18 protein-coding genes are annotated in these 19510 nt (G+C 70.2%); 5 read left to right on the top strand and 13 right to left on the bottom strand.

Annotated features, from left to right (window positions below; translation table 11 throughout):
* A complete protein-coding gene (locus tag JOM49_RS05270) occupies positions 1-780 on the bottom strand; it encodes a hypothetical protein (protein ID WP_209663232.1) in 780 nt (259 codons plus the stop codon).
* 149 nt (positions 781-929) lie between these two features.
* On the opposite strand from JOM49_RS05270, the gene JOM49_RS05275 reads away from it, so the two are divergent.
* On the top strand, positions 930-2009 hold the full coding sequence (locus JOM49_RS05275) for a transporter substrate-binding domain-containing protein (RefSeq protein WP_209663233.1): 1080 nt from the start codon (positions 930-932) through the stop codon (positions 2007-2009).
* 879 nt (positions 2010-2888) lie between these two features.
* Here JOM49_RS05275 and JOM49_RS05280 read toward each other — a convergent pair.
* The 8 genes from JOM49_RS05280 to JOM49_RS05315 all read right to left on the bottom strand — a co-directional run bounded on the left by JOM49_RS05280 (position 2889) and on the right by JOM49_RS05315 (position 9874).
* Entirely contained in the window at positions 2889-3524 is a 636-nt protein-coding gene (locus JOM49_RS05280) for an acyltransferase (RefSeq protein WP_209663234.1), read from the bottom strand.
* Complete coding sequence (locus tag JOM49_RS05285; RefSeq protein WP_209663235.1) at positions 3525-4724, bottom strand: glycosyltransferase family 4 protein; 1200 nt, start codon at positions 4722-4724, stop codon at positions 3525-3527.
* 38 nt (positions 4725-4762) lie between these two features.
* On the bottom strand, positions 4763-5710 hold the full coding sequence (locus tag JOM49_RS05290; RefSeq protein ID WP_209663236.1) for an NAD-dependent epimerase/dehydratase family protein: 948 nt from the start codon (positions 5708-5710) through the stop codon (positions 4763-4765).
* Positions 5711-5747: 37 nt separating this feature from the next.
* Positions 5748-6887: a DegT/DnrJ/EryC1/StrS family aminotransferase gene (locus JOM49_RS05295; RefSeq protein ID WP_209663237.1), complete on the bottom strand. Its 1140-nt coding sequence runs from the start codon at positions 6885-6887 to the stop codon at positions 5748-5750.
* A gap of 154 nt (positions 6888-7041) precedes the next feature.
* Entirely contained in the window at positions 7042-7770 is a 729-nt protein-coding gene (locus JOM49_RS05300) for an ESX secretion-associated protein EspG (RefSeq protein ID WP_209663238.1), read from the bottom strand.
* Between the two features lie 15 nt (positions 7771-7785).
* Complete coding sequence (locus tag JOM49_RS05305) at positions 7786-9009, bottom strand: hypothetical protein (RefSeq protein WP_209663239.1); 1224 nt, start codon at positions 9007-9009, stop codon at positions 7786-7788.
* The gene (locus tag JOM49_RS05310) at positions 9006-9605 is read right to left on the bottom strand and encodes a DUF3558 domain-containing protein (protein WP_281068305.1); all 600 of its coding nucleotides are present in this window, start codon (positions 9603-9605) and stop codon (positions 9006-9008) included. The genes JOM49_RS05305 and JOM49_RS05310 overlap by 4 nt, the downstream gene beginning before the upstream one ends.
* Complete coding sequence (locus JOM49_RS05315) at positions 9602-9874, bottom strand: hypothetical protein (protein ID WP_209663241.1); 273 nt, start codon at positions 9872-9874, stop codon at positions 9602-9604. Before JOM49_RS05315 ends, JOM49_RS05310 begins: the two co-directional genes overlap by 4 nt.
* A 349-nt stretch (positions 9875-10223) precedes the next feature.
* Here JOM49_RS05315 and JOM49_RS05320 point away from each other — a divergent pair, with 349 nt between their 5' ends.
* The 3 genes from JOM49_RS05320 (at position 10224) to JOM49_RS05330 (ending at position 14811) form a co-directional block, all read left to right on the top strand.
* Entirely contained in the window at positions 10224-10853 is a 630-nt protein-coding gene (locus JOM49_RS05320; protein ID WP_209663242.1) for a DUF4360 domain-containing protein, read from the top strand.
* Between the two features lie 158 nt (positions 10854-11011).
* The gene (locus JOM49_RS05325) at positions 11012-11644 is read left to right on the top strand and encodes a DUF4360 domain-containing protein (protein ID WP_209663243.1); all 633 of its coding nucleotides are present in this window, start codon (positions 11012-11014) and stop codon (positions 11642-11644) included.
* Between the two features lie 83 nt (positions 11645-11727).
* Complete coding sequence (locus JOM49_RS05330) at positions 11728-14811, top strand: ATP-binding protein (RefSeq protein ID WP_209663244.1); 3084 nt, start codon at positions 11728-11730, stop codon at positions 14809-14811.
* Here the strand turns inward: JOM49_RS05330 and JOM49_RS05335 are convergent.
* Positions 14792-15280: a nuclear transport factor 2-like protein gene (locus JOM49_RS05335; protein ID WP_209663245.1), complete on the bottom strand. Its 489-nt coding sequence runs from the start codon at positions 15278-15280 to the stop codon at positions 14792-14794. The genes JOM49_RS05330 and JOM49_RS05335 overlap by 20 nt on opposite strands.
* A complete protein-coding gene (locus tag JOM49_RS05340; RefSeq protein ID WP_245369236.1) occupies positions 15277-15867 on the bottom strand; it encodes a TetR/AcrR family transcriptional regulator in 591 nt (196 codons plus the stop codon). The genes JOM49_RS05335 and JOM49_RS05340 overlap by 4 nt, the downstream gene beginning before the upstream one ends.
* A 93-nt stretch (positions 15868-15960) precedes the next feature.
* On the opposite strand from JOM49_RS05340, the gene lhgD reads away from it, so the two are divergent.
* Positions 15961-17139 (top strand): L-2-hydroxyglutarate dehydrogenase, encoded by a 1179-nt coding sequence (lhgD, locus tag JOM49_RS05345; RefSeq protein WP_209663247.1) that lies wholly within the window; start codon positions 15961-15963, stop codon positions 17137-17139.
* A gap of 457 nt (positions 17140-17596) precedes the next feature.
* On the opposite strand, the gene JOM49_RS05350 is transcribed toward lhgD, so the two are convergent.
* Positions 17597-18550 (bottom strand): DUF3558 family protein, encoded by a 954-nt coding sequence (locus tag JOM49_RS05350; RefSeq protein WP_209663248.1) that lies wholly within the window; start codon positions 18548-18550, stop codon positions 17597-17599.
* Positions 18547-19509, bottom strand: a complete 963-nt coding sequence (locus tag JOM49_RS05355) for a DUF3558 family protein (protein ID WP_209663249.1) — start codon at positions 19507-19509, stop codon at positions 18547-18549. The genes JOM49_RS05350 and JOM49_RS05355 overlap by 4 nt, the downstream gene beginning before the upstream one ends.
* Between the last annotated feature and the right edge of the window lies 1 nt (position 19510).

The following is a 19510-nucleotide window of genomic DNA, read 5'->3' on the forward strand; positions in this document are numbered from 1 at the left end:
TCACTGCTGGGCGAGGTCGCGCAGCTTCTTCGCGACCTCCGGGGAGACGTCCACCTTGCCCGGCAGCTTGATCTTGACCACCCTGCGCTCCTTCTTCTTCTCCTGCCGCTTTTCCTTCTTCTCCTTGATCTCCTTGCGAGCCGACTCGACCTCGCCCTTGGCTTCGGACAGCTTGGTCCGCGCGCTGGACAGATTTTTCTCCGCGTCGGCCACCGACTTCTCGGCCTCGCCGAGCTTGGCCACGGCCCGGTCCAGCTTCTGGTCGGCGGCCTTGCCGTCGTGCTTCTTGTGGTGCACCACAACGGGTTTGCCCGATTCGGCGAGTACCGTCTTCGTGCCGTTCGTGGCCATGGCGTACGACTTGGCCGACGGGCCGCTGGACGTCGCCGACGCGCTGACCGAGGGCTGCGCGGCCGCCCGCACGATCACCGGCTTGCGCACCACCTTCTCCACCACCTTGCGCGGCCGCTCGGCGGGCTTGCGCACCTTCGGCTTCTCCACCGCTTTCTTCACCGGCGCCGCCTGCTTGACCGGCGCGGCGGGCTGAGCCGCGGGCGGCTGCGCGGCCGGAGCCGGCGCCACCTTGGCCGTGGGCGCGGGAGCAGGCGCAGGCGCCGGAGCGGCAGGTGCCGGGGCCGGGACCGGGGCCGCAGCGGGAGCCGAGGCTTCCGGCTCGTCCTCCATGGTCATCGCGTTGACCGTCGACGCACCGATCGCCGCGGTGATCAGCCCGGCCACCCCGTAGACCGCGGCACGCTTCAGATTGCTCGTTTCGCTCATGGGTCCCACCTCGTCGCTCCACCAGTGACGCGGCCGAGCCTGGGCCATTCCGGTCCAGCGGGGATACATCCGCGGTACATCGGGCCCGGTCCCGGCTCAAGTGCGGTAGAAATGAGCTTCCAGCGCGCGAGAACCCCGGGGAGGGTGGTTTGACCGGCGACGAATCCGTGGCGCCCCGACGCAGATTCCGGCCGGGCCGCGGGGTCCGGCTCACCGCGTTGATCGTGGCGCTCCTGCTGGGCCTCGGCGTCGCGTTGTGGATCCCGTGGCAGTCCAAGCCCTCCGAGGACGAACTGCGCGAGCAGGCCGGGCTCCAGGGCAAGGTCGAACTGCTCATCGGCACCATGGACGACATCCCCGGCGCGGGTTACAAGGACCCGGTGACCGGCCGCTACAGCGGATTCGACGTGGAGATCGGCTACCTGATCGCCGCCGACCTCGGGTTCCGGCCGGACGAGGTGCGCTTCCTGACCGTGGAGAACGAGGACCGCAGTCGCATGGTGGCCTCCGACGAACGCGGGCAGCGGCAGCGGGTCGATCTGGTGATCGCGGTCTACAGCCGGACCGACGAGCGCGAAAAACTGCCCGAGGTCAGCTTCTCCCAGCCGTACCTGGAAACCGAGCAGTCGGTGATGACCCTGCGCGGCCACGACCCGATCGACGACCTGACCGCGCTGCGCGACAAGTCGGTCTGCACGATCAGCACCTCCACCTCCCGCCACCCCGCCGAAGCGGCCGGCGCGAAGATGGTGAACAAGAGCAAGATCAGCGACTGCCTGCAGCCGCTGCGCGACGGGCAGCTCGACGCGATGACCACCGACGCGGCCATCCTCGCCGGGTTCGTCGGGGCCGAGCCGCAGACCTTCCAGCACCACGACGTGGGGCTGGAGACCCCGGAGTCGTGGGCCGTCAACACCGGCGGCAACGAGCCGCTGAAGACGCTGGTCGACCTCTCGCTGTACCGCTCGAAGCACGACCCGGCCGACAAGCGCTGGGAGGACGCCTACGACCGGTACCTCCGCCCGCTCGAAGCCGCCAGCGCACCGCAGTTCATCGCCGACGACCAGCAACCCGACGTGGAAGAGGTGGAGGTCCGGCAATGGCCGTGGGAGAGGCTGGCCGGCGTCGTGCGCCCGGCGGTGACGCGGAGGCGCGCGGGTTCGAGTGGACGCTCGCGCTGCTGCCCGCGTTCCCGATCGTGCTGCTGGTGCTGCGCCTCTGGCACCTGAGCCGCCAGGACCTGCACACCATGCTCCTGCTGGTGCAGAACGTCGGCCCGCTCGACCTGGTCAGCTCGCTGGTGATCACGCTGATGTGGGTGCCGCCGGTGTTCCTGCTCGGCGGCCACGCGCTCGGCCTGCTCTACGTGGTGAGCGCGCCGCCGGGAGCGCCGGATTCGTGGCTCAGCCGGACCGCCGACCGCACGCCGGACTGGGCGCTCGCGGTGACCGCGATGTGGGCGGCGATCGCCTGGGAGCTGCGGTTCCTGCCCGCGCTGGCGATGGTCGTGCTGGTCATCCTCGGGCTGACCGTGCGGCGGCGGTACCCGGAGCGGACGCGGGTGATCCGCGGGGTCTGCCTGGTGGTGCCGCTGGTGACCGCGGTCGCCGCCTACCTCTGGTTCGGCCAGACGATCGCCGGCGCCTTCGCGCGTGGGGAACTGGTACTGGCGCTGCTCCTGCTGGTGCCGCCGCTGCTCACGCCCCTGCTGACCGGCCCGATCCCGGCGCGGTTCGCGCGGGTGGCCACGCACGGGCCCGCAGCGGCGGCCGCGCTGCTCGGGCCGTTCGTGCTGCTGGCGGTCTTCCTGCAGGCGCCGGTACTGCCGTCGGTGGCGCTGGAGCTGAGCGAACCGCGGCAGGTGGTGCTCGGCAGCGTGGTCACCGTGGACGACACGATGACCACCCTGCTCGACGACCAGGCCGAAGTGCGGTTCGTGCCGAACAGCAGCGTGGTGGCGAAGGTGCTGTGCGAGGGCAGCGAATCGGTGCCCTACAGCGCGGCCACCGCGCACGGCTGGCCGGTGGAGGAGTCGGCGCTTTCGTGGGCACTGCCCGCGAAACGCCCGACCGGGCCGGACGACCCCCGGTGCGAGGGCCGTCCGCTGGTCACTCCTTCGGCTCGCTGAAGTCGCCGGCCGGGGCACCCCACGGGCCGGTCGCCATGCCGCGCTCCTCGGCCAGCTTGCGCCGCCGCTCGTTGTCCTCGCGGACGCGCTTGACCTCGTTCTCGATGTGCTCGTCGTCGTAGCGCTGGAACACCCGCGCCGGGTTGCCCGCCACCAGCGAGCGCGCCGGCACGTCCTTGGCCACCACGGAGTTCGGCTGCACGGTGGCGAAGTCGCCGATGGTCACCCCGGCCATGATCACCACCAGGCCGCCGATGAAGCAGCCCTTGCCGATCTTGACCGGCTTGCGCTCGATCAGGTCGCTGCCCGAGTGGTTCTGCAGCGTCATGTTCGCCAGCCAGCTGGAGTGGGTGAAGATCAGCGTGTTCACCCCGATGCTGGTGTGCTCGCCGATCTCCATGCCGCCGGAGGCGTCCAGGATGGCGCCCTCACCGATCCAGCAGTGCTCGCCCATCTTCAGGTTGTCCGGGCTGACGATCTTCGCCCGCTGCCGGATCCGCGTGGTCTCCGGCAGGCCGAACAGCTTCGCGCGCTCGGCGTCGTTCATGTACTCCCCGACCAGTTCGGTCAGGATCTGCGGGCGCAGCCGGTTGCTGCGCTCGTCGTCGAAGAACATTCAGCGGCCCTTCGGGGTCGACTCGGCGATCAGCTTCTCGAAGGTGCGCAGGTGCTCGTCGCTGACCACGTCGAGGCCGAAGTTGTCCCGCACCATGGCGCTCTGCCGTTTCGCCAGCTCGGCGCGCTTCTCCGGGTCGTCCAGCAGGTCGATCACGGCCTCGCCGACCGCGGTGGCGTCGTCCGGCGGCACGATCAGGATGTTGTCGCCGTTGCGCAGCTCGATGCCGGGGTAGTTGTCCAGCGTGGTCGAGGTGATGGTCGCCGTGCCGGACAGCATGGCCTCCAGCGAAGCCGTGCCGCAGCCGCCGTTGAGGTCGTGCGTGACGATGTCGGCGGCGGCGAAGTACGCGGGCACGTCGGCCTTGGGCACCGCGCCCTTGACGATGAACTTGTCCGCGATGCCCAGTTCCTCGGCGCGCTTGATGAACGCGTCGTGGTAGACCCGCCCGACCACGATCACCTTGGTGTCCGGGTGCTTCTCCAGGATCGCCGGCATGGCGTTGACCAGCGGCATCCGGTCGCGCAGCGGGATCACGTGCCCCAGCGAGACGATCAGCGGGCCGTCCCCGATGCCGTTCTCCTCGCGCACGTCCTTGGTCAGCGGCTTCTCGAAGTGCGCGGTGTCCACCGCGATCGGGAAGTACTCCGAGTTCGCGTCGCTGGTGCCGTAGCGCTTGACGCAGTAGTCCACGCCCAGCTTGTCCAGGATGACGTACCGCGGCTTGATGATGCCGAGGATCGGCCGCACCAGCACCGCGTCGAGCATCCGGAACACCGAGCTGTACAGCTTCTTGTCGCTGATCAGCAGGGTGTGGATGGTGACGACCACCGGGATGCCGCGGCGGCGCGCGTACAGCCCGACCATCCACGACAGGTCGAAGAACTGCCCGTGCAGGTGGATCACGTCCGGGCGGAACTCGTCCAGCATCTTGAACAGCTTGCGCCAGTTGCCCGGCCGGACCGACGCGAAGGTCATGTCGAAGTCGATCGACAGGCCCAGCTGCGGCATCTTCATCGCCGGCAGCCGGACCACGCGGTAACCGTCGCGTTCCTCCTCCGCCGGTGCGTCGGAATACGCGGCGGTGATCGCGAGCACCTCGTTGCCACTGGCCGAGTACTGCTCGGCCAGCGACGCCGACATGTGCGCGCTGCCCCCCACCCGTGGCGGGAAGAAGTTGTTGACCACGACGATGTTCATCGAGCGCCCCTCTGCCGATCCGGCCGGTGGTAAGCCCATCAGCCGGCGGCCTGGCTCATGTGCAACTTGACCAGGTCGTGCATGCCCTGCTCGACCGGGATGGTCGGCTCCCAGCCGAGGACCTCCTTGGCGCGGGTGATGTCCGCCGCCCGGCGCGAGACCAGCACGTCGCGCTCGTTGAACTGCGGCTCGACCTGCACGCCGACGGCGTCGATCAGGATCTTGGCCAGGGTGGCGATGGAGGTGTCGATGCCGGTGCCGATGTTGATCGGCAGGTTCGAGCGCTCCGACTCCAGCGCGGCGACGACCGAGCGGGCCAGGTCGTGGACGTGCACGAAGTCCATCGACTGCTCGCCCTTGCCGTCGATGATCGGCGGCTGGCCGTTGCGCAGGCGGGTGATGAAGTGGTTGATCACCGAGGTGTAGTACGCCTCGCTCTTCTGGCCGGGGCCGTACACGTTGAAGAAGCGCAGGGCGTTCCAGGACAGGCCCTTCTGCCGCTCGTAGAAGCCGAGCAGGTCCTCACCGGCGCGCTTGGTGATGCAGTACGGGGTGAGCGGGCGGAGCTTGTCGTCCTCGTGCATCGGCAGGCGCTCCGGGTCGCCGTAGACCGAGGCGGTGGAGGCGAACACCAGGCGCTGCACGCCCTCGTCCGCGGCGGCGGCGAAGACGTTGTGGTTGCCGGTCATGTTGATGTCGATCGACTCGTGCGGGTCGGCGATCGACTTGTTGATCGACACCGTGGCGAAGTGCACCACGTGCGTGCAGCCGCGCATGGCCTCGCGCACCGCGCCGCCGTAGCGGACGTCCTTCTCGACCAGCTCGAGGTTTCCGGTGGCGGCCCACTCGTTCATCCGCTCGCGGTCGCCGCGGGTCATGTTGTCGAAGGCGCGGACGAAGTAGCCGCGCTCCATCAGCATCGGGATCACGTGCCCCGCGATGAAGCCGCCGGCGCCGGTGAACAGGACCGTCTTCTTTTCGGACATGGTGTGCGATTTCTCCTGTGCTGGTTCGTCCGCTGGATCAGGAAAGCTGGGTGACGACTTCGGTGACCGCCTCGATCACCCGGCTGACCTCGTCGTCGGTCAGGTTCGAGTGCATCGGGATGGCCAGGTGCCGCTTGAACGCGTCGGCCGAAACCGGCAGCTGCTGCTTCTGCCCGTAGATCGGCTGGACGTGCGAAGCGTAGGTGCCGAAGTTGCAGCCGATGCCCCGCTCACGCAGCCGCAGGGCGACCTTGTCGCGGCTGATCTCGGGCGCGATGGTCAGCACGTAGGCCTGCCACGGGTGCTCGCGGTCCGGCAGCGCGACCGGCACCTCGACGCCGTCGAGCGAGGCGAAACCCTCGTGGTAGGACTTCGCGGCCGACCGGCGCACGGACAGCAGGTTCGGCAGGCGGTCCAGCTGGACGTTCATGATCGCGGCCTGCACGTCCGACATGCGGAAGTTGTAGCCCAGCTCGTGGAAGGTCGGGATGGGCAGCTCGTCGCTGCCCTCGCGGCTGAACGCGGGCTCGATGCCGTAGGTGTGCAGCTTGCGCGCCCGCGAGATGAGGTCCTCGCGGTCGGAGACCAGCGCGCCGCCCTCACCGGCGGTGATGCCCTTGCGGCCGTGGAAGGAGAACGCGGCCAGGTCAGCCAGGCTGCCCGCGGGGCGGGTCTTGTAGGTGGCACCGGCCGAGCAGGCGGCGTCCTCGAACAGCCAGAGGCCGTGCTTGTCGGCGATCGCGCGGTACTCGTCGAAGTCGCCGGGCTGGCCGAACACGTCGACGGCCAGGATGCCGACCGTCTTCGGCGTGATCAGCGACTCGATCGAGGCCGGGTCGGCGCTCCAGATGTCCGGGCGGATGTCGGCGAACACCGGGGTCGCACCGGCCTGGAGCACGGCGTGCCCGGTGGCCGGGAAGGTGTAGTCGCCGACGATGACCTCGTCGCCCGGCTGCACGCCGAGCACCTTGAGGCCGAGGAACAGCGCGGTGCCGCAGTTGCTGGTCGCCAGCGCGTGCTGGGTCCCGACCGCGGTGGCGAAGCGCTCTTCGAACTTGCGGCAGGTGGGGCCAGCTCCGGCCAGCCATCCGGACCGGAAGACCTCCGCGACCGCGGCGAGCTCTTCCTCCCCGACGGTCGGCTGGCCCAGGACGATCGGCTTGGAGCTGTCAGACATACCTCTCCCATTGCATGAGGACGGGTCGCAGTGTATTAGAGCGCCGCTGCAGCCCGCCCGTCGCCCACCGCCACCCTCAACGGAGCTGCACCACTCATCTTCTTGGCAGCCCCGTACCTCGACGCACCGACCTGGGGGAAGGTTGCCCGGGGTGTCACAGGTCGCGCCGGAGCTGGTCCAGCAGGCGGGCGACGTCGGCGGACGAGGCGGGGGCCAGCTCGAGCCGCTCGTCCGAGGGCAGTGGGGTGATCTTCATGGTCCACCGGCCGTCGGCGTTGTCGTAGACGCGGACCGGGTGCGGGCTGCGGCGACGAGTCCCGTTTTGCCGGATTTCGGCGTAGAACTCGGCGACGCCGTACTGCGGCAGGGCGGCCACCCGCTGCGCTCGTCGCACCTCGGCACTGGGCACGACCAGGTCGTTCGTCGCCAGCAGCTCGCTGCGGAGCACGCTGATCGGCTGCTCGCGGGGCTTGCGCCAGTCGGAGAGGACCTCGGTGAGCAGGACGCTGGGGTCCTCGCGCCAGAAGGTGCGGATCCAGACGTCGTCGTCCTCGCGGGCGGCGATCAGGCCGAACCAGGGGCAGCGGGCGGCGAGCACCCCCATCGGTCGGCGGTCGCCGGTGTGGGAGACCCAGCCGTAGCCGGCCTCGGGCGGGGTGCTGAGCAGGGTGGCGATGGCGTGGAGGTCGGGTTCCTCCTGGTCGGCGGGGCCGCCGTAGCGGGCGCGTTCCTGCTCGAGGACCTGCTCGGCCTGCGCGCGCTCGGCGTCGTCCAGCCACACCGGCTCGGGGGCCAGCACCACGTGCGGCTCGCCGCCGGTGACGTCGGTGACCAGCGCGGCGAGCCGGCCGGCGAGGAAGTGCTCAGGCTCGGCGAACCACACCCCGATCGCCCCCGGTCAGCCGCCGAGGACGGGTTGGGAGACGGGCAGCCCGGTGCGGGGGTCGACGATCTTCTCGCCTTCCTCGGCGGGCTGGAAGTGCTTGTCCTCGGGCACGCCGTAGCGGCGCTCGTGCTCCTCGTCCTCCGCCCGCCCACGATCGGCGGCGGGCGCCCCGGCGATCGGGACGACGCCCTTCGCGGTCCCACGAGGGTTGGCCGGGGGAGCTGGGTTGGCTGGGGTGGCCCGGGTGCCGGGGTTGGCCGGGTTGCCTGGCGTGCCCGGGGTGGCTCGGGTGCCCGGATGGCCTGGGTTGCCCGGGGTGACTCGGGTGCCGGGACTGGCCAGGGCGCCAGGGGCGGCTCCGCTGCCGGACTTCACCGGGGCGGCCCCGCTACCGGGCTTGGCAGGGGCGGCTCCGCTACCGGGTTTGGCTGGGATCCCAGAGGTGACCGGAGCGGCGGGCTTGGGCGCGGTGGGACTGAAGGCGGGTGCGGTGGTGCCGCCGGCGGGCGTGCCGATCACCGGCGCTTGACCGGTGCCGGCCGCAGTCGGAGCCGGGGTCGGGGCGACCGGGCCGCTCTCGGGGGCGGTGGCCACCGCGGCCTGGGTGCCCGCCTCCGGCGTGGTGACGGGCTCCGGCGTGGTGACGGGTTGCGCTGCCTCCGCTGTGGACGGTGGGCCGCCGCCCGTGCCGCCGAGCTGGGTGCCTTCGGCCAGGCTGATCGAGACCTCCGGTGGGCTGATCTCGCCGTAGGTCGTGGGCATCATCGTGGTGTTGTAGGCGGAGTGGTCGGCCCACAGTTCCATCGCCGCGACGTTGCGCTGGGCGGCCGCACCGGCCTCGGTGACGAACTGCTCGTAGCCCGCCCCGGCCGACCCGAGGGTGATCACGTTGGTGATCGTCGACGGGGCGGCGGGCACCGGCGGCACCGGCTCCACCGAGTTCTTCGCCATCCAGAACGACTCCACCTGGCGGCGCAGCAGGTCCTGCGCGAGGTTCAGCGCCTCCGACGCCTCCGCGTGCTGCACGGTCAACGGCCCCGCGCCCCGCTCGGCCGCCCCCGACGCGTCCCCGGTCCACCCCTGCTCGAAGGCCGCCGCCACGTTCGCGATCTCCTGCGCGAGCACCTGGTACTCGGCCGCCACCGAGTGCAGCGCCTCCTGCGCGACGCTCAGGGGCGCGGGGCCGCGCGCGTGGGCGAAGTTCTCGTAGATCTCTTGCCCGTTCATCGCGGTCAAGCCCCCTCTTTGATCGTCTGCAGGATCGCCTCAGCCACGTTCTTCGCCCCGAGACACGCGTCGTTGTCCTTGGTCGTGCGGATCGAGACATCGAAGAAGAGGCGGTCGCTGAGCGCCACGGCGAGGCCGCAGTCGCCCTGCGCCCGTAGGTCGGCGAGGTCCACGTAGACGGCCGGATAACCGTCGACCTCGGTGGGTTCGAAGTAACCGCGGTCCCACCAGCCGGTGTCGTTCAGCGCGTAGAGGTTGCTCAGACCGGTTTCCACGCTGGTCAGGTAGGAGACGCCGGGACTGGTCGAACCGTCACCCACGTTCCAGATGCAGCCGGAGCCCTTGCCGTCGCTGTTCACCCGGCTGGAAGTGACATTGAACTCGGCCTGCTGGGTGGCGGTGAGGCTGGCGCAGGGATCGTTGACGTACTTCTCGGCGTCGAGCGGCCGGGGCACCGGCGGCGCCTTGGTGTGTTCGCCCGCCGGGCTTTCGATGATCGGTCGCGCTTCGGGTATCGCCCGCCCAGCCATCGGCGTGCCACACGCTGCGGTGGAAACGGCCAGTACCAGAACGAGCAATCCGGCTCTTCGCACCCGCAAGATCATTTCTCGAACACCACTCCGGTGCTGACGTCCTTATTGACGTAGGCGCCCGATGCCGCTTGCAGGACGGCGAGGTAGCTCGTGGCGTAGTCGTCCATCGCCCGGTTGTGCCGGACGGCCGCTTCGATTGACAACGCCGTGGCTTTCGCCTGCCCTTTCGCGGCGTCGTCGTCCGCGGGCGGCTGGACCGCCTCCATCGCCCGGCGCAGCACGTGCGACTGGTCGCGGATGCGGTCGCGGAGGGCTTCGAGTTCACGAATTCGCGCAGCCATGGCGTCGGCGTCGAAGGTGTACCCGCCCACCATCCGCGCCCGCCCCCCTCAAGATCGAATTCAACGAATCCGGACAACTACCATAAGTTATGAAGTCATTACAGACAACCCGAACAATGCATTAGTAACTTCGTCGAGTAATGTACGGCTCCACTACGTACCCGCAAGACAAGATCGAAGCGACCCCGGGGACTACGGCGGCACACCCGAACGGCCGCAGGGCACCTGATTTCGATGCACCAAGTGCAGAACAAGAGCCCGTTCAGCGGAGTGCGCCGCCAACCCGTCCGGATACCCTGAACCACCGCCGCCACGATTAGTTGTTCACGACGCATCAGAAGGGTGCATCATGTTCACTGCGCTGGCTGCCAGTGCCATTGCCCTGTCGGCAATAACCACCCCCAGTTCCGCGGCACCGGCGGAGGCCCCACCGGACCAGGTGACGATCAGCATCGTCACGGTGAACGGATCGGGTTGTCCGGCTGGGACATCCGCGGTCGCGGTGTCACCCGACAACACCAACTTCACCGTCACCTACAGCGATTACCTCGCGCAGACGGGCGTCGGTTCCAGTCCGACCGAATTCCGGAAGAACTGCCAGCTGAATCTGCGGGTGAACTACCCGCAGGGCTTCACCTTCGGCATCGCACAGGCCGATTACCGCGGCTTCGCCCACCTGGCCAAGGGAGCTTACGGTTCCCAGCGCGCCAACTACTACTTCCAGGGCAATTCGGCCAATGCCACCCAGGTGCACCCCTACAGCGGTCCGTACAGCGACAGCTGGCAGGCCACCGACAAGACCGACTTCGCCTCCATTGTGTACGCGCCGTGCGGCGAAGTGCGCCACCTCAACGTGAACACCGAGCTGCGGGTGAGCGTCGGGACCTCGGACCCCAAGGCCACCACCAGCTTCATGTCGATGGACTCGACCGACGGCAACGTCGACACCAAGTACCACTTCTCCTGGAAGAAGTGTTGAGAAAAAACCACGCATAAACCCGGGCTCCACCCTGCCCTTTTCCCTTCTCATAAAACTGCATAAAAAGGCCACCCGATCAGCGGAATTGCGGTAGCGGCACCGGCGCTAGCATTCAGGAACCGCCGCCACCTGGTTTGAAACCCCGGAAAGGTGTGCACATGTTCAGCGCGCTGGCCGCTACCGCATTGGCAATGTCCATCGTGATTCCCCCGGGTGGTGCTCCCGGCACCACACCACCGCCCGACCATTTCACGATCGACGTGGTCACCGTCAACGGTTCCGGCTGTCCGGCGGGCACCGCCGCCGTCGCCGTGTCCCCGGACAACAAAGCATTCACCGTGACCTACAGCGATTTCCTGGCCCAGGTGGGCGTCGGGGCCAACCCGACCGACTTCCGCAAGAACTGCCAGCTCAACCTCCGGATCAACGCGCCGTCCGGATTCACCTACGGCATCGCGCAGGCCGATTACCGCGGCTTCGCGGCACTGGCGAAGGGAGCCACCGGAACCGAGCGCGCCAACTACTACTTCCAGGGAATGTCCCCGACCGCGTACGTCAACCACAACTACGCCGGGCCGCTCGAGGACAACTGGCAGGCCACCGACCAGACCGACCTCGTTTCGGTCGTCTACGCGCCTTGCGGCGAGAAACGGCACTTCAACATCAACGCGGAACTGCGGGTCAACGCGGGCACCTCGGATCCCAAGACGACCACCAGCTTCATGACCATGGACTCGACCGACGGCAACTTCTCCACCACCTACCACTTCGCCTGGAAGACGTGTCCATGACCTAGAGCCGCTGGGGGGCGGGACTTCGGCGGCGTTTCCCGTCCCCCCAGCACCCACCCGGCCGTCCGGGAGAGGATGTGCCGGTGCGCTACGGCATCCTCGGCCCGACGGAGGTCCTCACCGCCACCGGCAGCCGCCTGCCGGTCGGCGGGCCGGGGGTGCGCGCCCTGCTCACCCTGCTGCTGCTCGACGCGGGCCGCGTGGTCCCCGCCGAGCGGCTGGTCGAAGGCCTCTACGGCGACGCGCCGCCGGCCAATCCGGCGAACGCGCTGCAGTCGCGGGTTTCCCGCCTGCGACAGGCCGGGTTGACCGTGGAACTGCTGCCCGCCGGGTACCGCCTCACCGCGGACCCGGCGGACGTGGACGCACACCGGTTCGCCCAGCTCGCGGAAAGTGGCCGCCGCGCGCTGGCGGCCGGTGACCACGCGGGTGCCGCCGCGGAACTCCGGGAGGCACTGGCGCTCTGGCGGGGACCGGCACTGGCCGACGCCCCGTTCGCGGAGGCCGCCGCCGCGCGGCTGACGGAACTGCGGCTGGGCGCGGTGGAAGACCGGATCGACGCCGACCTCGCCACCGGTGCACACCGTCCGCTGGTCGCCGAACTCGGCGAGCTGATCGCCGCTCATCCACTGCGCGAACGCCTGCGCGGGCAACTGGTCCGCGCCTTGCACGCCGGTGGCAGGCGGGCCGAGGCACTGACCGCGTTCGAAGACGCGCGCCGGACCCTCGTCGAGGAACTGGGCGTGGACCCGTCACCGGAATTGGCCGCGATCCACCTCGAGGTGCTGCGTGCCGAAAGCGCACCCGAAACAACACGACCCGCGCTGCCCGCCGCCCTGACCAGTTTCGTCGGCCGGGACGCCGACCTGCGCCGCGTGACGACGCTGCTCGGTGCAGGGAGGCTGGTCACGCTCACCGGTCCCGGCGGGGCGGGCAAGACCCGGCTGGCGATCGAGGCGGCCCGGCACTGGCCCGGCGAGACCTGCCTGGTCGAACTGGCCCCGATCGACACCGACGTGGCGCAGGCCGTGCTCAGCGCACTGGGTCTGCGCGAATCGACCTTCCCCGCGGACCGCCCGGCCACCCCGCCCGCCGACCGGCTGCTCGCCGCCCTCGCCACTCGGAACCTGGTGCTGCTGCTGGACAACTGCGAGCACGTCGTCGAGGAAACCGCGCGGCTGACGGCCCGGCTGCTGGCCGCGTGCCCGGCGGTGCGGGTGCTGGCGACCAGCCGTGAACCGCTGGCGATCACCGGGGAGACCACCTGGGCCGTGGCTCCGCTGCCGGTGCCGCCGCCGGGCCTCGCGCCGGCGGACGCGCTGGCCTACCCGGCCGTGCGGTTGTTCGCCGAGCGGGCCGCCGCCGTGCGCCCGGGGTTCACCGTCGACGAGCAGACCGCCGGGGACGTGCAGCGGATCTGCGCGGCGCTGGACGGGCTGCCGCTGGCCGTCGAACTCGCCGCGGCCCGCGTGCGCTCGCTCCCGCTCGGCGAGATCGCCGTCCGGCTGGACGACCGGTTCACCCTGCTGTCCCGCGGCGAGCGGACCGCGGCACCCCGCCACCGCACGCTCCGCGCGGTCGTCGAGTGGAGCTGGGACCTGCTCGAACCCGAGGAGCAAACGCTTGCGCGACGGCTGGCGGTGTTCGCGGGCGGCGCCGATCCGGCGGCGGCCGCGGCGATCTGCGGGCCGGGCGAGATCGGCGAGCTGGCCGAGAAGTCGCTGGCCGACCTGGGTGCCGACGGCCGCTACCGGATGCTCGAAACGATCAAGGCCTTCGGCACGGAGAAGCTCGAAGAGGCCGGTGAGACCGGGAAACTGCGCCGCGCGCACGCCGAGCACTTCCTGGCCTTCGCCGAGGAGGCCGAGCCGCGCCTGCGCACGGCAGGCCAGCTCGACTGGCTCGCCCGCCTCGACGCCGACTACGAGAACCTGCTCGCCGCGCTGCGGTGGGCCACCGACGCGGATCCCGCGCTGGCGCTGCGGTTCGTCGCGGCCCTGTGCACGTACTGGTGGATGCGCGGCCGCCGGTTCGAGGGCTCGATGCTCAGCCGTGATGTGGCGTTGCGCGTCGGCCCCGAACCACCGCCCGATCTGCACGACGAGTTCGTGTTGTGCGTGGCCAACGCGGCGAGCGGCCTGCCCGCGCACGAGCCGCTCGAAGCGCACTTGGAGGCCGTCCGCCGGTTCGCCCGCGACTGGAACCAGCCCCCGCGGCACCCGATGGTCGCCATGGTGGTCGGCCTGGTCATCGGCCCGCCCGAACCCGGCAGCCCGGCCGATCGCCTCGGCGAGGAGGCGTTCTCGGCCGACCCGTGGAGCCAGGGCCTCGCGTTGATGGGCACCGGGCTCAAGCACATGCTCCAGGGCGATAACGAGAACGCCGAGCGGTTGCTGCGCGCCGCCGTCGACGCCTACCGCGAGCTGGGTGAGCGCTGGGGCCTGTCGCTGGCGCTGAGCCACTACGCCCTGCTGCTCGGCAGGCGCGGCGACCTGGCGGCGTCGGTGGTGCTGTCCGACGAGGCGCTCGAACTGACCGAGCTGATCGGCGCCACCGACGACACCACCGAACTGCTCTACCAGCGGGCCGACCGGCGGCGGTTGTTCGGCGACCTCGACGGCGCGGAGACCGACTACGAACGCGCCCTCCAGCTCGCGCGGCGGGCGGGCACGCCGGAGGCACTGGCGTCGGCGTACCTCGGGCTCGCCGAGATCGCCCGGCTCCGCGGCCGGTTCGGACCGGCCCGCGAGCTGGTCGCGCGCTCGCGGGCGGCGTGCGCGGCCAGCGGGTTCACCCAGGAGATGACCCGCACGCAGTTGCTGGTCACCGAAGGCCGGATCGACGAAGCGACGGGTGCACGGGAAAGCGCCGAACGCCGGTACCGGGAGGCGTTGAGCGCGCCGGTGAGCGCCCGCGACCACACCGCGGCAGCCGACGCGGTCGAAGCGCTCGCCGGGCTGGCCCTGCGTGACGGCGAACCGGAACGGGCGGCGTTCCTGCTTGGCGCCGCCGTCGCGTTGCGCGGGGTCGCCGTCGCCGGTGATCCCGACGTCACACGGATCACCACCGCCGTGCGCGAGGACCTCGGCGACGACGGGTTCGACCGCGCCTACGCGCGCGGCCAGGCGCTGAGCCCGCCGCTGGCCCTCAACGCCGCCGGGGCGTGACGAGCCGGAGCCCGAAGCGGTCACCGCTGCGGACCATCCCGATCAACGGCTTGATCAACACGCCCAGCGCCCTCGCGGCCGACTTCCGGCCGTGGGCGCGCGCGAGGTCCGGGCCGAACGCGCCCATCAGCTCGACCAGTGCGGGCAGCGGCCGGACGAACAGCGTCATCTCCCGGATCAGGCCGTCGTCGTCCAGCCGGGCCAGCGCCGACTCCTCGATCGCCACCCCGTTGATCCGGCCGGCGTAGACGAGCGTGCGGGTGCGTTCGTCGCCGACGTCGGTGTGGAACCGCATGCCCTCGATCCGGCCCAAGGCGACCTGGACGATCTCCGCGATCTCGGCCTTGCCGGTGAACCGCACGCGGTCGGTCAACGGCGAGATCAGCACCGCGTCCTCGGCGAAGGCACTCAGCACCAGGTCCAGATCGGCCTTCTCCCCGCCTTCGCGGTAGCGCTCGGTGGCGGTCACGGGTCCTCCTGGAGGGTCAGCCGCCGCAGCCCGTGCCACAGCAGGTCGGTGGTCAGCGCGACCACGTGGGCGCGCGGCAGGTCGCGGTTGTGCCACCACCAGCCGGCGATGGCGTTGACCGCGCTCTTGTAGGTCTCGGCGAACAGCTCGTTGGCGCGCGAGCGGTCGAGGTCGGTGCTCAGCGGCACGGCGGCGAAGAGTTCGGCGAGCTTCTCGGTGGCGCGGGCCTGGCCGCGGCGGTGCACCTCGGCCACCTCGGGGTCCGACGGCGCTTCGGCGAAGATCATCCGCCAGCCCTGCTGGTTGCGTTCGATCCAGCCGAAGATGGCGTCGACCGTGGCCACGAACAGCTCCTCGGCGTCACGCGGTTCCGGCAGCTCGCCCCAGGCGGCCTGCAATCTGTCCACTTCGGACTGCAACAGCCCGGCGTACAGCTGCGCCTTGGCCGGGAAGTGGTCGTAGAGCACCGGCGTGCTGATCCCGGCGCGGGTGGCGACCTCGCGCATGCCCGCCGCGTCGTACCCGCGCTCGGCGAACACCGCGGCGGCCGCGGCGAGGATGCGCTCGCGGCGCTCGGACCTGGTCAACCGTTTACCTGACATCGGTTAGGTACTGTACCTGACGCTCGTCAGGTTGAGCCGGGCGAGCGCCGCCGGACCGCTCACGTACGCTGGCCGACCGTGCGGAAGAACGTTGTTGTCATCGGCGGCGGGATCATCGGACTGGCCACGGCGTGGGAGCTGACCCGCCGCGGCGAGCGGGTCACCGTGCTGGAGAAGGAAGACCACTGGGCCGCCCACCAGACCGGGCACAACTCGAACGTGGTGCACGCCGGGTTGTACTACAAGCCGGGCTCGTTCAAGGCGCGGATGTCGGTGGCGGGCAACCGGTCCATCGTGGACTTCGCCAGGGAGAACGGCGTCGGCGTGGAGGTCTGCGGCAAGCTCGTCGTGGCCACTTCGGACGCCGAGTTGCCCGCGCTGGCCGTGCTGGCCGAACGGGCCGAGGCCAACGGCGTGCCGGCGAAGCTGATCGGCGCCGACGAGGCCCGCGACTACGAGCCCGAGGTGGCGTGCGTGAGCGCGCTGCGGGTGGAGTCCACCGGCATCATCGACTTCCCCGGGGTGTGCCGCGCACTGGTGCGCCTGCTCGAAGAAGCCGGGGCCGACCTGCGCCTGGGCACGCCCGCGCTGGGCATCCGCAGCCGGAACTCGAAGGTGGAGGTCGCCACCGGCACCGAGGTGCTGCGAGCCGACGCGCTGGTCAACTGCGCCGGGCTGCACTCGGACCGGATCGCGCGACTGGCCGGGCTGACGCCGAAGGCCCGCATCGTCCCGTTCCGCGGTGAGTACTACGAACTGCGCGAGGACCGCCGCCACCTGGTGCGCGGCCTGATCTACCCGGTGCCGGACGCGTCGCTGCCGTTCCTCGGCGTCCACCTGACCCGCATGCTCGACGGCAGCGTGCACGCCGGCCCGAACGCCGTGCTCGCGCTGCGCCGCGAAGGCTACCGCTGGGGCGACATCTCACCCACCGACCTGGCCGAGGTGGCGCGCTTCCCCGGCATCTGGCGGCTGGCGAAGAAGTACGCCTACCCCATCGGCCTGGACGAGGTTCGACGGTCGTTCTCGAAGAAGCGGTTCGCGCACAGCCTGGCGAAACTGGTGCCCGCCGTGCAGCCGGAAGACATCGTGCGCCACGGCTCGGGCGTCCGGGCGCAGGCCCTGCTGCCAGACGGCTCCATGGTCGACGACTTCCTCATCGAAACCGCCCCGAACCAGGTGCACGTCCTGAACGCCCCCTCGCCGGCCGCCACCAGCGCCCTGGAAATCGCCAAACACGTCGCCGACCAGGTCTAGCCATGTCACGAATGTGGCTTTCGAGACATCAAACGTCCCGAAAGCCACTTTCGTGACACCAAGGCGCCCACAGTGCCGTGAATGTGGCTTTCACGGCACATTCCGCCGTGAAAGCCACATTCACGGCATCAAACCCCACCCCCACCCCACCCACCCACCAGCAAACCGCCACCCGGGCACACACCAGAGCAGCCGCCCAAACCCCCACCCCACCCCGGTCCACAGCCAAAAACACGGCGAAGGACTCCATGTCAGGGCATCTTTCCCGCCTTGACATGGAGGCCTTCGCCGTAGTCACAATCAAAAACCGGGGCGGGGCACCCCGTACGAATGCATCCCGCGCCCACCCAGCCGACAAGTGTGGAACTCAGCTGCGCGAGTGTGGAATTCAGCTGCGGGAACGTGTAACTCGGGCGCCTGAGTGTGTAACTCGGGTGCGGGAATGTGTAACTCGGATTTATGCTGGCAGGTTTGCCGTGACCAGCGTCGCTGCGCGTTTGAGGTCTTCGCAGTAGGGGCCTTCGTCGTTGTCGCTGCGGTTGATCAGGATGCTCGACTTGTCGTCGTAGGCGAGGATGACCGTGCAGGCGCGCTTGTCCCCCGGGTGCACGGCCCACGTCCGGCCGCCCGCGTCGAAGGTTTCGCCGGACGGTTCGTGGTGGTAGTCGAGCTCCGCCGCCGAGCGGTCCGGGGCGACCATCACCACCAGCAGGTCGTACTCGCTGTTCCCGGACACCGTCCACTCGCACCCGCCGGGCAGGTCGCCCACCCAGCCCTTCTCCAGTCTGCGCGGGTTCGGCCGCAGGCCCAGTTCGTCGGCCTGCGGCTGGGTCAGCAGCGCGCAGCCGTCCACCGACACCAGCGGGCTCGGCGGGGCGGGCGGTGGCGCGGGCTGCCCACCGGGCAGCTGTGACGCGACCAGTTGCACCACCTCGCGCACGGCCTCGCAGGACTTCTCCGGGGTCCGCCGATCACCCGAACCAATAAATACGAACGATCGTTCGGATAGTTCCGTGGCGTACGTGCAGTAGCTCTCCCCCAGCAGTCCGTCCAGGTACCGGGTCCAGCTGAACCCACCCAGCTCGATCGTCTCCCCCGCGGTCGACGAGCCGAAGTACTGGCTCAGGCTCATGTCGCTGCTCAGCCCGACGGTCACCGAGTCCCGCCGGTCGTCGCTGGCCTGCTCCCACTCGCAGGTGGGCGGCAGCTCCAGCTTCGGGTTCGCCGGCTTGCCGACCCCCGGCTCCACCAGGTCCAGCCGCTTCACGTGCTCCGGTGTGAGCAGCGCGCACGGATCACCGGCAACCGGAGAAGCCGAAGGCGGCGGCGCACCCGGCATCGCCTGTCCCGGCACCTTCGCCGCGCACCCGGCGACCAGCAGCACCGCGACGAACGCCGCGACCAGCCTCACGAGCGCGGCAGCTTGGCCGCGACCAGCGGCGCGGCGGCCTTGGCCAGCTCGCACGTCTTGGCCGCGTCGACGAAGTTGCTCGACGAGATCGACACGTGCGACTTCTCCGAGGTCGCGCTCGCCACGCGGCACATGCCGTCGATGTCCGCGGGTTTGTCGTAGATCAGCCACCGGCGGCCCCCCAGGTCCTCTTCGGCGTCCGGTTTCTCCCCCAGAGCCGCGTCGTCGATCGACTCGTCGTTCTGGAAGGTGACGGTGATGTCCTCCAGGCCCCCGCTCTCGTCGGCGGGGGACCACTCGCAGCCCTTGCCCGACTCCCCCAGCTCGAACGGCTTCGCGCTGGACCCCAGCAGGCCGATCTGCTCGGCCTCCGGCGCGGTGAGCGCGGTGCACGGGTCCTGCCCGGCCAGCGGCGACTCCTGCTTCGGGGGCGGCGGTGGCGCGGGCGCGCCGCCGGGCAGCTTCCCCGCCAGGAACGGCACGGCCAGCTTCGCCACCCGGCACGGGTCCCCGTCGCCGGAGAAGTCGCTGCTGCCGACCCGGACCCAGCTCTGGTCCGGGAACTCGACCACCAGGTCGCACAGCGACTCCAGCACCACGCCCTGGTACACCTGCCACGGCAGGCCGCCCGCCTCGAACGAGGCGTCCGACACCGCCCCGGCCATGTACTCGCGCACGGTGATCTCGGGCGTGCTGATGCCGATGTCGAGGCCGCCGCCGCTCTCGACGGTGAACCGGCAGCCGTGCGGGATCTTGCGCCGCACCTCGGCCGGGTAGTACTGCGGGTCGCTCAGTTCCAGGAACGCCAGCTGCTCGGGCGTGAAGAGTTCGCACGGCTGCAGCGCGGCGAGGCCGGTGAGCACCGGACCGTCCTGCGCGGGCCGCGGGATGCCGCCGACCTGACTGGTGCAGGCGGTCAGCAGCAGCAACGCGGCGAGCGGGACGATCCGGCGGAACATG

Origin of the sequence: Amycolatopsis magusensis (genome assembly GCF_017875555.1) — a bacterium.
GTDB lineage: Bacteria > Actinomycetota > Actinomycetes > Mycobacteriales > Pseudonocardiaceae > Amycolatopsis > Amycolatopsis magusensis.